We start from the raw sequence: 12,013 nt of genomic DNA, 5'->3' as shown, positions 1-12,013 counted from the left end.
TTGTCTTCACCGCTAACTTAGCCGATCAATAGCCTCGACACTGAGCCCGCCCGGAATGACCATGATAGGGCAGGGAAGCTTGCCCGCATCGGCCCCCGCAAAGTGCGAAACCAGCGCGCCCGGATGGCCGCTGGCAGCCGCGCCCAGCACCAGCGCAGCCACATCGGGCATTTCGTCTAGCGTCTCGCGAACGAGGGCGACCGGGTCCCCCTGCCGCACCGTGATGCTGGGTCGAATGCCTGACTCTTCTGTCAGCGTGCCCGCGGCGTTGGTCACCAGCGCCTCCGCGCGTTGCCGGGCTTCATCCTCCATGGTCGCCTGGACACCGCCCCACTGGACGAACTCCGCAGGCGGAACGAGGGCAAGGATGCGGATCGACCCCGACGTCTTGGCGGCACGCCGCGCCGCGAAACGGAGCGCCGTTTCCGCCTCGGGCGATTCGTCCACTACAACCAGATAAGTGCGCATGGCTGTCGCATCCCTTGTCGCATTGGCGGGCGAACCGGCTCTTGCCCTGCATCCTTGAACCGATTTGGTGAATTGTGAACCAGTCTGGTGAAATGTGGCTGATTATCGACCCGGGCGCAAGCCGCGGCCTTGACCCTCCGGTCCAAAGGGTGAAAACGGCTGTCAACGCTGCCCGCCCGCTCGGGAAAAGAAGAGAGGCCTTCACGCATGAGCAAGAACATTCAGATGCCTGCTTTGTCCCCCACGATGGAAGAAGGGACGCTGGCGAAATGGCTGGTGAAGGAAGGTGACACGGTCTCCTCTGGCGACCTGCTCGCGGAGATCGAAACCGACAAGGCGACGATGGAGTTCGAGGCCGTGGATGAGGGCAAGATCGCGAAGATCCTGGTCGCCGAAGGCTCTGAAGGCGTCAAGGTCGGCACGGTCATCGCCATCATCGCCGAAGAGGGCGAGGACCTTGCCGAGGCGGCCGCAGGTGGCGGAGCGCCCGCACCGAAGCCTGCCGCAACGCCCAAGGCGGACCCCGTCCCCGCGAAGGCTGAAGCGCCGGCCCCCAAAGCCGATGCGCCGGCCGCAAAATCCGACGATCGCGTGAAGGCCAGCCCGCTCGCGCGCCGCCTCGCGCAGGCCAAGGGCGTCGACCTCGCCAGCGTCACCGGTTCCGGCCCCAACGGCCGCGTCGTCAAGGCAGACCTGGAGGGCGCCGCTCCCACAGCCGCCGCGCCCGCCGCCGCTGCAACCCAGGCTCCCGCTGCCGCACCCGCGCCGGCCGCGGTCCACGCCGCACAGGACTTCGGCATCCCGCATGAAGTCATCAAGCTCAGCGGGATGCGCAAGACGATCGCGCGCCGCCTCACCGAATCCAAGCAGCAGGTGCCGCACATCTACCTCACCGTCGATGTGCAGCTCGACAAGCTGCTGAAACTGCGCGGAGAACTCAACGCCGGCCTCGCCAGCCGCAACGTCAAGCTGTCGGTCAACGACCTGCTGATCAAGGCGCTCGGCGTTGCCCTCATCCAGGTGCCCGCATGCAATGTGCAGTTCGCGGGCGATCAGATGCTGCAATTCAAGCGCGCCGATATCGCCGTCGCCGTCTCGATCCCCGGGGGCCTCATCACCCCGATCGTCGCCGGTGCGGACAGCAAGGGCGTCGCCGCCATCTCCACCGAGATGAAGGACCTCGCCGCCCGCGCCAAGGACGGCAAGCTTAAGCCTGAGGAATATCAGGGGGGCACCGCGTCCCTTTCCAACATGGGCATGTTCGGCATCAAGCAGTTCGAAGCCGTCATCAATCCGCCCCAGGCCATGATCATGGCCATCGGCGCGGGCGAAAAGCGGCCCTTCGTCGTGGATGACTCGCTCCAGATCGCGACCGTCATGTCCGCCACCGGCAGCTTCGACCATCGTGCCATTGACGGCGCGGACGGCGCGCGCCTGATGCAGGTCTTCCGCGAATTGGTCGAAAACCCGCTCGGCATGCTCGCCTGATGGCTTTCATCGACGAACAGCCGCCGGAGGCAAGCCCGGCGGTCCGCGTCATCGCGATGCCCGCTGATACCAATCCCTATGGGGATATTTTCGGCGGCTGGCTGATGAGCCTGATGGACTCCGCCGCTGGTTCCGTGGCGGCGCGGCACAGCCATGGCCGCGCCGTGACCATTGCGGTCGAAGGCATGACCTTCCTGCGCCCGGTCGTCGTCGGCGATGAAGTGTCGGTGTTCGCGACGCTCAAGTCGGTCGGCCGTACGTCGATGAAGATCGCGGTCGAAGCTTGGCGGCGGACCCGCCATGACGACCGCTCCTACCGCGTGACTCAGGCCACCTTCACCTTCGTGGCGATCGGTGAAGATCGCCAGCCCCGTTCCGTGCCGCCCCTCCCGGCGGAATCAGACAAGAAAGACTGATCATGGCTGACAATTACGATGTCATCGTTCTGGGTTCTGGGCCCGGCGGCTATGTGGCCGCGATCCGCGCCGCGCAGCTGGGGCTCAAGACCGCCATCGTCGAACGCGAAAATCTCGGCGGCATCTGCCTCAACTGGGGCTGCATCCCCACCAAAGCGCTGCTGCGTTCGGCCGAAATCTATCATTATATGCAGCATGCCAAGGATTATGGCCTGGCCGCTGAAAAGATCAGCGCTGATATCGACGCGGTGGTGAAGCGCTCGCGGGGCGTTGCAAAGCAGCTCAATCAGGGCGTCACGCACCTGATGAAGAAGAACAAGATCACCGTCCACATGGGCGAGGGCAAGCTGACCGGCAAGGGCAAGCTCAGCGTCACCAAGGACGGAAAGACCGAGGAGCTGACGGCGAAGAACATCATCGTCGCCACCGGCGCGCGCGCCCGCGACCTGCCCTTCGCTAAGGCGGACGGCAAGCGCGTCTGGACCTACCGTCACGCTATGACCCCGCCCGAAATGCCGACCAAGCTGCTGGTGATCGGGTCGGGCGCCATCGGCATAGAATTTGCCAGCTTCTACAATGACATGGGCGCGGACGTCACGGTCGTCGAAATGCTCGACCGCGTCGTTCCGGTCGAGGATGCCGACGTTTCCGCCTTCCTCGAAAAGGCGCTGAAGAAGCAGGGCATGACCATCATGACCGGCGCGGGCCTGGAAAAGTTGGAAATCGGCGCGAATGGCGTAAAGGCCGCGATCAAGGGCAAGGACGGCAAGATCGTCAATGGCGACTATAGCCATGTCATCGTCGCCATCGGCATCGTTCCCAACACGGAAAATATCGGCCTCAAGGAACTGGGCGTCGCGATGGACGACCGTGGGTTCCTCAAGACCGACGAAATGTGCCGCACCAATGTCGATGGGCTATGGGCGATCGGCGACATCACCGCGCCGCCATGGCTGGCGCACAAGGCCAGCCATGAAGGCGTGATCGCGGCCGAAGCGATCGCGGGCAAGCATCCGCATGCCATGGACCCGCGCAACATTCCGGGCTGCACCTATTGCCACCCGCAGATCGCCAGCGTCGGCCTCACCGAAGCCAAGGCGAAGGAAGCAGGCTATGAGGTGAAGGTCGGCATGTTCCCCTTCATCGGCAACGGCAAAGCGATCGCGCTGGGCGAGGCGGAAGGCTTCACCAAGACCGTGTTCGACGCTAAGACCGGCGAACTGCTGGGCGCGCACATGGTCGGCGCCGAAGTCACCGAAATGATCCAGGGCTTCACCGTCGGCAAGACGCTGGAAACGACCGAGGCGGAATTGATGCACACGGTCTTCCCGCATCCGACCATTTCGGAATCGATGCACGAAAGCGTGCTCGCCGCCTATGGGCGCGCGCTTCATATCTGATCGCCGATCCTGGCTAAGCGGCGCGGGGGCTTTCGCCTTCGCGCTCCTTTGCGTGCTGGCCATCGCCCTGCTGCAGCGGTCGGGGTTCTTCGATGGCCTGAACATCGGCGCGATGAGCGCGGCGGGGCAAGCGCGCGACAGCAGCCCCGCCATCACATCACTGATGGTAGCCGCGTCGATCCTTGGCGACACCGGCGGCCGCTTTGCCATCCTCGCCGCGGCTCTCGCCATTTTGCTGTGGAAGGGCAAGCGGCCGGACGCCGCTTGGCTGGCGCTGACCATGGCGGCCGGGACCCTTCTCAATCTTGGCCTCAAGCAGATCTTCGCCGCGCCGCGTCCCGATCTGCTGCCCCATCTCGACATCGTCCATAGCTACAGCTTCCCCAGCGGCCATGCGGCGGGCAACATGATGCTGTTCGGCGCTCTTGCCATGCTGGCCGGACGCCGGAGCTTTTATGCCGCCGCCGGGCTGATCATAGCCCTGATCGGCATCAGCCGCGTTTGGCTCGGAGTTCATTGGCCGAGCGACGTCATGGCAGGCTGGGTCGAAGGGCTAGGCTGGCTATTCCTCTGCCGCCACTGGCTACCAGCGCGGCGAGGGGAGCAGCAGCGCACCGCTTAACCGCTGATGCGGCGGCATCCCGTCGGTCGTGACGAAGCCGTGAACCCAGAAACTGTCATAGGCGCTGGCGACTGCCACCAGCAGCAACAGCAGCGCCGCACCTACGAAGATCGGTCGCGCCATCCTCAAGCCAGCTCCCGGCATGATCGCCAGCAAGGCGAGCGGCAGCAGCGGAAGGAAATAGCGCCCTTGCGTACCCTGGATAAAATCGGCCCCCAGCGGCGTGCCCGTCAGATACATGGCCGTTTCGATCAGCAGCGCAGTGCCAGCCGCTACCGCCAGCCACCACAGCCGACGGCCCATGCCGATCCGCACTCCCGACCCGCTCAGCACCGCTGCGGCCAGCATCCCGCCCGCTAACGGATAGGCAGCAAGCGGCAGCAGGATCGCGTTCCATCCGAACCGCCCGACGATTTGCAGCACATAGACCGGCGCACGCTCGATGACGCTGGAAACAAGCGTTTGGCCGAACGCAATCGGATCGGCCATTATGACCGCAAGCTGCGCGCCCAGCGGCGCGGTCATGACGGTCTCGCCGGTCTTGCGCGACATGATGTGATAGAGCGCCTGGCTCCCGCCCGACATCTTCATCCACGCGACGAAGGCCACTGCGCCTAACGCCATCGCGCCAAGCAGCAGCCACGGCCTTGCGTCCCGCCGATGCTGCGGCCATTGCAGCCCCGCAGCCATCAGCGGCAGATAAACCCCCTTGGCCAGCGCCAGTAGCGGTCCGGCAATCAGCAGTCCGGCAGATCGCGCGGGATTGCTCCCCATTGCGGCCATGCGCAGCGAAAGCGCCAGTCCAACAAATCCAATCCCGTTGATGACAGCATCCGGGGAAAGCGACCCCGTCTGATAACAAAATGTCGGCAGCAGCGCCGTCGCCAGCAAGCCATTGCGGCCGAATGGCATAAGGCTCAGCGCCACACCCAGCAGCACCAGACCCGCGAGCGCATTGATCAGCCTCCCGATGTAGAAGCTCCCCAAGCGGGGGAGGCCAAGCATATCGCCCAGCAGCAGCCCGGCAGCGCCCGGCGCATATAAGCTCGGCGCATAATTGGCGACATTAGGAAAGTCGGCAAAGCTCGTTCCCGGCCGTCCTGCGTCGGCCACCCACGCCTTCGCCAACATCGCGTGGTCGAACCGGCGTAATTCAGGTGGCACATCGGTCGGAAAGCTCACCCCATGCAGGTCAACAGCCGATCGCGGCAACTCAGCACCAATCAAATCGCCCCGCTGCTCCACCAACACACGCCAGTCCGACAAAAGCAGCGCCTTCATATAATGCTGATTTTCGTCCGGCGCCTGAAAAGGCGGAGTGAGAACTGCAAACGCCAAAGTCACGACGCAAATAAATGCCAGCAGCCATGCCTGCATGGCGCTTGCCGGAATGGCAAAGGGCAGGGGAAACGCCGCGCCACGCCTTATCGATATTTTGTCCTGCCGCATGGCCCCTGTTTCATCCCATCATTCCACCTCCCGAAGGGGGAGAGGCTAGCTGATAGCCGCCAATTGGTAACGCAGTGTCAACGTCGGTTTTGGGTGGGTTGCCGACTGGCTGCAATCGGATACAAAACGTCAATAACAGTCATGCGTAAACGGGATTTTTGCACCTGTGATGTCGGATCAACAGCAACAACATCAAAGAGCCATTTATCGGGGACTGCTGCGCGTCGCTCTCGTTTGGGGTGTCGATCTTGATAACGCCAAGACCAATCCCGTTTTCTGGCATAACGGGGCATTGAACTATGTCTCGCCCATGTCGCATGATGAAGCAGTGTTCGATTTTCTTCGAAGCAGAAGATTGATGAGCGAGGGGCATAATCATGCTCATCGGCTTGAATTTTCATTCGATAAACTCGATGATGTGGCCGATGCCGACTTCGCAAAAGGTTTGGATTTCGAAGAAATCTTAGGTTTTCTGGTGATGCAACTAGCGTATCGGTTTAATTACTTGAGCCTATCTCCGCATGGAGAATCGCACTTGCGGACTGGAAACGACGAGAGAGACAATGAGGCAAATACACTTCTGCGGCACATTTCCGCGCTGGGCTATCTAGAGGAATTATCACAGCAATCTGCCCCGAGCAGTTACAGATGGACGAAGAAGGCCGCCCCCATGCTCAAAACATATTTGTTCTGCGAGTTAGAGGAATAACGTCCGCTATGAGCGGCGAAATCTCGACCGCCAAACGTCTCGTAGTGGTCGTTAGCCGACAACTCTACCGTCATGCCGGCCTTGAGCCGGCATCCCGCTTCTTCTGATTGGCAATGTTAAGCGGGACCCCAGATCAAGTCCGGGGTGACGAAGGACTGGCGACCGTCCTCAGTCGAAAGCGGGAACACCCTCAACGCCCCGGATCAACTCATCAGGCCACCCGCGCCCGCCCAGTCGTCACTCCTCCTCGTCCGTCTTCCGTCGCGCCGGAGGATGAAGCCGTAGCCGTGTCACCCTGCGCCCATCGCTGCTCACCACTTCCAGTTTCCAGCCGCTCTGCTCATGGTCAAGTATCTCGCCAGCCTCGGGCACACGGCCTGCGATGACGAAGGCCAGCCCGCCCAGCGTATCGACATCTTCCTCGATTTCGGCCAGCCGCTCATCGATTTCCTTGGCGACATCGTCCAGTTCGGCACGCGCATCGGCTTCCCACATCCCGCCTTCCAAGGGCACAAGCAGTGCTTCGGGAGCGTCGTCATGCTCATCCTCGACATCGCCCACGATTTCCTCGACCAGATCCTCGAAGGTCAGCAATCCTTCGGTCCCGGAATATTCGTCCAGCACGATGGCAAGGTGGGTGCGCTTGGCGCGCATTTCGGCCAGCAGGTCCAGCGCGCCCATGCTCTCGGGCACATAGAGCGGCTGTCTGATCAGCGGCTCCAGCGTTTCCGGAACCGGCGCCTTGCCCGCCAGGATGGCGAAGGCGTCGCGGATGTGAACCATGCCGACGATGGTATCCAGCGTTTCGCGATACACCGGAATGCGGCTGTGTCCGGCTTCCGCGAACAATGCCGCCAGTTCCGTAAAGCTCGCCTTTTCCTCGATCGCTATGATATCGGCGCGCGGCACCGCGACGTCATCGACCGTATGCTCGGAAAAATGCAGCAGGTTGCGCACCATCTGGCGCTCGATCGCCGACAGGTCGCCATTGGCAGGGGAGGGCGTGCCCTCATCCTGCTCTTCCTCATCATATTCGTCCAGCGCCTCCTCCAGCTCGCGCCGGAGGCTGGGGCTTTCGTCTTCACCGAAGAGCAGCGACTTCAGGCCGCTCCATAAACCGCCCTCGTGACTACTACTGTCCGATTCCTTTGAACCGTTGCCGTCCTTCGGACTGCCTTCAGCCATTGCTCTTCCTATTGTCCTGTCTGGCGATCCCCATAGGGATCGGTAATGCCAAGGCTGTGTAGCGACTGGGTCTCCAACGCTTCCATCGCCTCTGCCTCGGCGTCTTCCATATGATCATATCCCAGCAAATGAAAAGTCCCATGGACGATCAGATGCGTGGCGTGATCCGCGATGGAGATGCCCTTTTCCGCCGCCTCGCTGGCGCAGACGCCCTCTGCCAGCACGATATCGCCCAGCAGAACCTCGCCATCGTCGGTGTTGGCGGTCGCTTCCAGCAGGTCCGATTGCACCATGGGGAAGGACAGGACGTTCGTCGGCCTGTCCTTGGCCCGATAGGCGCGGTTGAGGCCATGGACCTCTTCATCATTCGTCAGCTTGACCGCGACTTCATAGAGCGCCTCGTCCGTTGCGAAAGCGGCGTAAGGGCTATGAATGATCGCTGCGGCCACGGCTCGCTGGGCAAGCATCTCCCAATCCTCGCCCGGCCAGCCTTCCTCGTGAAGAACCGCAACTTCAATCATTTATACAGGCTCCGTTACGCATCCGGCCCCTCATAAGCCTGAACGATCCGTCCCACGACAGGGTGACGGACGACGTCCGCGATATTGAAGGGCACGACCGAGATGCCGTCCACCCCTTCCAGCCGCGCCACCGCGTCGGCCAGTCCCGAAACCCCCGGTTGCGGCAAGTCCACCTGCCGCGGGTCGCCGCAGATCACCATGCGGCTCCCTTCGCCGAAGCGGGTCAGGAACATCTTCATCTGCGCCACGGTCGTATTCTGCGCCTCGTCCAGCACGATGAAGGCGTTGGCCAGCGTTCGCCCGCGCATGAAGGCCAGCGGCGCGATCTCGATTTCCCCGCTCGCGATCCGCCGCTCCACCTGTTCGGCGGGCAATGTGTCGTAGAGCGCGTCATAGATCGGCCGCAGATAGGGATCGACCTTCTCCTTCATATCGCCGGGCAAAAAGCCCAGCCGCTCGCCCGCCTCGACTGCGGGGCGGGACAGGATCAGCCGATCGACGCTGCCGGTGATGAGCTGGCTCACCGCCTGCGCGACGGCCAGATAAGTCTTCCCCGTGCCCGCCGGCCCCAGCGCGAAGATGATGTCGTTCCGCGACAGCGCCTCCATATAGGTGACCTGCGTGGCGGAGCGTGGCACGATCGTCTTCTTGCGCGTGCGGATCATCACCTTGGGCGGTTCGGCGACGTCATGGCGGATGATGCCGTCCAGCGTCGGTTCGGCCGACATGGCGATCACGGCCTCCACAGCGCCGCTGTCGATTTCCTGCCCCGCCGCGATCCTGTTGTAGAGCCCGGTCATCACATCCCGCGCCCGCGCCGCAGCTTCGGCTTCGCCCTCGATCTGCAGCTTGTTGCCGCGTGCCGCGATATAGACGCCCAGGCGATTTTCGATCGCCACCAGATTCTGGTCATATTGCCCGAACAATGCACCCAGCAGGTGAGGGCGGTCAAAGGTCACTTCCAATCGCGCGCGTTCCGTGGTGTCGCTGCGCTGGCTCTGGCTCGGTTTTTTGGACATTCAGCAGCCTCCCTTTCCGTCAGTCATATCCGCAAGGGCGGATATCCATCTCCTGCCGATCGATCCTGGCGGACAGGTCCGGAGATGGGCTCCCGTAGCGACGGGAACGACTTGGAATGGGTTCAAGCGGCTTCCCTCCTGCTAGGTTCGCCGGCCAGGCTATTCGGGCCGGCGCTGATGATATCGACTTCGACCATGTCGCCGATGGAAAGTTCCGGCGCGGTGACATGGACGGACTGGAGCCAGGGCGTTTTTCCGATCAACTGCCCCGGATGACGGCCCTTGCGCTCCAGCAGAATGTCCGTGCGGCGGCCCACCGTGGCGGCGTTGAACTCCACCTGATGCCGGTTGATCAGCGCCTGCAGCCGCGCAAGCCGCTCATCCATGACCTGCGCCGGGATCTGGCCGTCCATATCCGCGGCGGGCGTGCCGGGACGCGGGCTATATTTGAACGAATAGCATTGCGCATAGCGCACTTGCTCGACGATCTTCAGAGTATCTTCGAACTCAGCGTCGGTTTCGCCCGGAAAGCCCACGATGAAGTCGCCAGACAAGGCGATGTCCGGCCGTGCTTCCCGCACACGTTCGATGATCCGCAGATAGCTGCCCACGCTATGGCTGCGATTCATGGCTTTCAGGATACGGTCATTGCCCGACTGAACCGGCAGGTGCAGGAACGGCATCAGCTTGGGTTCTTCGCCATGCGCGGCGATCAGCCCGTCGCTCATGTCATTGGGATGGCTCGTGGTGTAGCGGATGCGCTTAAGCCCGCTCATCTTCGCCAGCTCGCGAGCCAGCCCGTCCATACCTTGGACGCGGCCCTTATCATCCTCTCCGGTCCAGGCGTTCACATTCTGCCCCAGCAGCGTGATTTCCCGCACGCTGCCATCGACCAGCGCCTTGGCTTCATCCAGGATCGCGCCCCAACTGCGGCTGATCTCCGCCCCGCGCGTATATGGAACGACGCAATAGGTGCAGAATTTGTCGCAGCCTTCCATGATGGTCAGGAAGGCGGTGGGCCGCGCCTGCTTCGTCCGGGCGGGCAGCGCGCCGAATTTGGACGCCAGCGGCATGTCGGTATCAACCGCTTCTTCGCCACGCCCGGCCTTCTCGATCAAATCGGGCAGCCGGTGATAGGCTTGCGGCCCCACCACGATATCGACATTCCGCGCCCGGCGGCTTATCTCGCCGCCCTCGGCTTGCGCCACGCAGCCCGCGACCGCGATCATCGGCCGTGTGCCATCCTCGCGATTCAGACGGCCGATGTCTGAATAGACCTTGTCCACCGCCTTTTCGCGAATGTGGCAGGTGTTCAGGATGACCAGATCCGCGTCCGCCCCATCGGTCGCAGCGGTCATGCCTCGTTCGCCCAGCATCTCGGCCATGCGCTCGCCATCATAGACGTTCATCTGGCAGCCGAAGGATTTGACGTGGAATGTCGCTGGAGTTTTTTGGGCGTCGTTACGATTCATGCCTTCCAGCTATACAGGCGCAGTGGCCGGAGCGAAAGGCGGCAGGTGCATGGCGATGCTCGCCGCAATCTTCTCCCTGGTAACCCCCGCCAGCTGCTTGCGATCTGGGTAAAGCGACGGGTCGAAAGGCTCCAGAAAACGCAACGTCACGTCCAGCCTGCCGGGCCGTTCCAGCAGCCGCCTCACATTATGGTCCGCAGGCTCATTGCTGTGCCAGGCGATATCGGCCGTCGCTGCGCCATAGTCGATATGCACCGCCTGTATCATCACCTCGCGCGGCGGGGGCAGCAGCACCGCGAGCAGTGATGGCTTGAACGGCAACAGGCTCAGCCCATCGCTGGTCGTCCCCTCCGGAAACAGAGCGACCGGCTGATGCCCCGCCAGTGCCGCGCGAAGCGCCTCTATCTGGTCGGTAAGCGCGCCGCGCCGGTTACGCGCGACAAACAGCGTGTTGTTCTGCGCCGCCAGCCAGCCGATCAGCGGCCAACCCGCAATGCCGTCATGCGCGACGAAGGCAGCCCCGGTCGCACCGCCAAGTGCCAATATGTCGATCCAGCTTACATGATTGGCGATGATGAAACTGTCGCCATGGAAGGGATGACCTTCGATCCGCACGCGCGCCCCGACCGCTCGCGCCGCCAATCCTAGAAAGCGGCGCGGCCAATGGGATCGCCGTCCCACCGCCCGCCAGAGCAAATGCGGAATAAGGCAAAGCAGCAGACTGCCCGCCAATGCGCCTATGCGTGAATAATAGCGTATCCGCCGCAAGCGTTCAGTTCTTGCGGTCGAGCGATACGCCGTACAATTCCATGCGGTGATCGACCAGGCGGAAGCCCAGTTTCTCGGCGATCTGCTTTTGCAATTGCTCCAGCTCCGGATCGACGAACTCGATCACATTGCCGGTCTCGACATCGATCAGATGGTCATGATGCGCTTCAGGGGCCGCTTCGTAGCGCGCGCGCCCGTCGCCGAAATCATGCCGCTCCAATATGCCTGCCTCTTCGAACAGCCGCACCGTGCGATAGACGGTGGCGATCGAAATGCCGGGGTCGATGGCCGAAGAGCGCTTGTGCAGTTCCTCGACATCCGGATGGTCGGACGCGTCACTCAGCACCTGAGCGATTACCCGGCGCTGCTCAGTGATGCGCAGACCCTTTTCATGGCAAAGGGCTTCTACGTCGATCTTGCGGTTCATGCGGGCTCGCTCATTCCAATTTGTCAGATATTCCGCCGAAATTAGCGGCATTTCCATCATCATTAAAGG

At 62.5% G+C, this 12,013-nt stretch carries 13 protein-coding genes; 5 read left to right on the top strand and 8 right to left on the bottom strand.

Annotated elements, in window-relative coordinates:
• Positions 1-12 precede the first annotated feature (12 nt).
• Positions 13-468, bottom strand: coding sequence for a universal stress protein (locus ACFO3E_RS18650; protein ID WP_066528202.1), 456 nt, complete (start codon positions 466-468; stop codon positions 13-15).
• Between the two features lie 207 nt (positions 469-675).
• On the opposite strand from ACFO3E_RS18650, the gene ACFO3E_RS18645 reads away from it, so the two are divergent.
• From ACFO3E_RS18645 to ACFO3E_RS18630, 4 genes are read left to right on the top strand one after another with little or no spacing between them, the layout of a single operon-like run.
• Positions 676-1,956: a pyruvate dehydrogenase complex dihydrolipoamide acetyltransferase gene (locus ACFO3E_RS18645; RefSeq protein WP_066528204.1), complete on the top strand. Its 1,281-nt coding sequence runs from the start codon at positions 676-678 to the stop codon at positions 1,954-1,956.
• Entirely contained in the window at positions 1,956-2,372 is a 417-nt protein-coding gene (locus ACFO3E_RS18640; RefSeq protein ID WP_066528205.1) for an acyl-CoA thioesterase, read from the top strand. Before ACFO3E_RS18645 ends, ACFO3E_RS18640 begins: the two co-directional genes overlap by 1 nt.
• Before the next feature lie 2 nt (positions 2,373-2,374).
• On the top strand, positions 2,375-3,772 hold the full coding sequence (gene lpdA, locus ACFO3E_RS18635) for a dihydrolipoyl dehydrogenase (RefSeq protein ID WP_066528211.1): 1,398 nt from the start codon (positions 2,375-2,377) through the stop codon (positions 3,770-3,772).
• The gene (locus ACFO3E_RS18630) at positions 3,750-4,394 is read left to right on the top strand and encodes a phosphatase PAP2 family protein (protein ID WP_066528213.1); all 645 of its coding nucleotides are present in this window, start codon (positions 3,750-3,752) and stop codon (positions 4,392-4,394) included. The genes lpdA and ACFO3E_RS18630 overlap by 23 nt, the downstream gene beginning before the upstream one ends.
• On the opposite strand, the gene ACFO3E_RS18625 is transcribed toward ACFO3E_RS18630, so the two are convergent.
• Entirely contained in the window at positions 4,356-5,843 is a 1,488-nt protein-coding gene (locus tag ACFO3E_RS18625) for a DUF2142 domain-containing protein (protein WP_066528221.1), read from the bottom strand. The two genes, ACFO3E_RS18630 and ACFO3E_RS18625, sit on opposite strands and share 39 nt — an antisense overlap.
• A gap of 169 nt (positions 5,844-6,012) precedes the next feature.
• Between ACFO3E_RS18625 and ACFO3E_RS18620 the strand changes: the two genes are divergently transcribed.
• Positions 6,013-6,552, top strand: coding sequence for a hypothetical protein (locus ACFO3E_RS18620; protein WP_066528222.1), 540 nt, complete (start codon positions 6,013-6,015; stop codon positions 6,550-6,552).
• Between the two features lie 237 nt (positions 6,553-6,789).
• Here the strand turns inward: ACFO3E_RS18620 and ACFO3E_RS18615 are convergent, their stop codons facing one another.
• The 6 genes from ACFO3E_RS18615 to ACFO3E_RS18590 all read right to left on the bottom strand — a co-directional run bounded on the left by ACFO3E_RS18615 (position 6,790) and on the right by ACFO3E_RS18590 (position 11,944).
• Positions 6,790-7,737, bottom strand: coding sequence for a hemolysin family protein (locus ACFO3E_RS18615; protein ID WP_066528225.1), 948 nt, complete (start codon positions 7,735-7,737; stop codon positions 6,790-6,792).
• An 8-nt stretch (positions 7,738-7,745) separates the two neighbouring features.
• Complete coding sequence (gene ybeY / locus ACFO3E_RS18610; protein ID WP_066528228.1) at positions 7,746-8,258, bottom strand: rRNA maturation RNase YbeY; 513 nt, start codon at positions 8,256-8,258, stop codon at positions 7,746-7,748.
• Positions 8,259-8,272: 14 nt separating this feature from the next.
• A complete protein-coding gene (locus ACFO3E_RS18605; protein ID WP_066528230.1) occupies positions 8,273-9,277 on the bottom strand; it encodes a PhoH family protein in 1,005 nt (334 codons plus the stop codon).
• Positions 9,278-9,399: 122 nt separating this feature from the next.
• Positions 9,400-10,749 (bottom strand): tRNA (N6-isopentenyl adenosine(37)-C2)-methylthiotransferase MiaB, encoded by a 1,350-nt coding sequence (gene miaB, locus ACFO3E_RS18600; protein WP_380806939.1) that lies wholly within the window; start codon positions 10,747-10,749, stop codon positions 9,400-9,402.
• Between the two features lie 9 nt (positions 10,750-10,758).
• On the bottom strand, positions 10,759-11,517 hold the full coding sequence (locus ACFO3E_RS18595; protein WP_066528239.1) for a lysophospholipid acyltransferase family protein: 759 nt from the start codon (positions 11,515-11,517) through the stop codon (positions 10,759-10,761).
• 4 nt (positions 11,518-11,521) lie between these two features.
• On the bottom strand, positions 11,522-11,944 hold the full coding sequence (locus ACFO3E_RS18590; protein WP_066529439.1) for a Fur family transcriptional regulator: 423 nt from the start codon (positions 11,942-11,944) through the stop codon (positions 11,522-11,524).
• Positions 11,945-12,013 lie beyond the last annotated feature (69 nt).

The organism is Sphingobium tyrosinilyticum, assembly GCF_042654265.1.
In the GTDB taxonomy this organism is placed as follows: Bacteria; Pseudomonadota; Alphaproteobacteria; order Sphingomonadales; family Sphingomonadaceae; genus Sphingobium; species Sphingobium tyrosinilyticum.
Note: the sequence above shows the minus strand (reverse complement) of the source record. Positions and strands in the feature narration are given on the sequence as shown.

Excerpts from the sequence above, each read along its gene's own strand:
- ACFO3E_RS18645 (WP_066528204.1), top strand. The coding sequence starts at position 676 with ATGAGCAAGAACATTCAGATGCCTGCTTTGTCCCCCACGATGGAAGAA.
- ybeY (WP_066528228.1), bottom strand. The coding sequence starts at position 8,258 with ATGATTGAAGTTGCGGTTCTTCACGAGGAAGGCTGGCCGGGCGAGGAT.
- ACFO3E_RS18620 (WP_066528222.1), top strand. The coding sequence starts at position 6,013 with ATGTCGGATCAACAGCAACAACATCAAAGAGCCATTTATCGGGGACTG.
- ACFO3E_RS18650 (WP_066528202.1), bottom strand. The coding sequence starts at position 468 with ATGCGCACTTATCTGGTTGTAGTGGACGAATCGCCCGAGGCGGAAACG.
- miaB (WP_380806939.1), bottom strand. The coding sequence starts at position 10,749 with ATGAATCGTAACGACGCCCAAAAAACTCCAGCGACATTCCACGTCAAA.
- ACFO3E_RS18630 (WP_066528213.1), top strand. The coding sequence starts at position 3,750 with ATGGGCGCGCGCTTCATATCTGATCGCCGATCCTGGCTAAGCGGCGCG.
- lpdA (WP_066528211.1), top strand. The coding sequence starts at position 2,375 with ATGGCTGACAATTACGATGTCATCGTTCTGGGTTCTGGGCCCGGCGGC.
- ACFO3E_RS18625 (WP_066528221.1), bottom strand. The coding sequence starts at position 5,843 with ATGCGGCAGGACAAAATATCGATAAGGCGTGGCGCGGCGTTTCCCCTG.
- ACFO3E_RS18590 (WP_066529439.1), bottom strand. The coding sequence starts at position 11,944 with ATGAACCGCAAGATCGACGTAGAAGCCCTTTGCCATGAAAAGGGTCTG.
- ACFO3E_RS18605 (WP_066528230.1), bottom strand. The coding sequence starts at position 9,277 with ATGTCCAAAAAACCGAGCCAGAGCCAGCGCAGCGACACCACGGAACGC.
- ACFO3E_RS18615 (WP_066528225.1), bottom strand. The coding sequence starts at position 7,737 with ATGGCTGAAGGCAGTCCGAAGGACGGCAACGGTTCAAAGGAATCGGAC.
- ACFO3E_RS18640 (WP_066528205.1), top strand. The coding sequence starts at position 1,956 with ATGGCTTTCATCGACGAACAGCCGCCGGAGGCAAGCCCGGCGGTCCGC.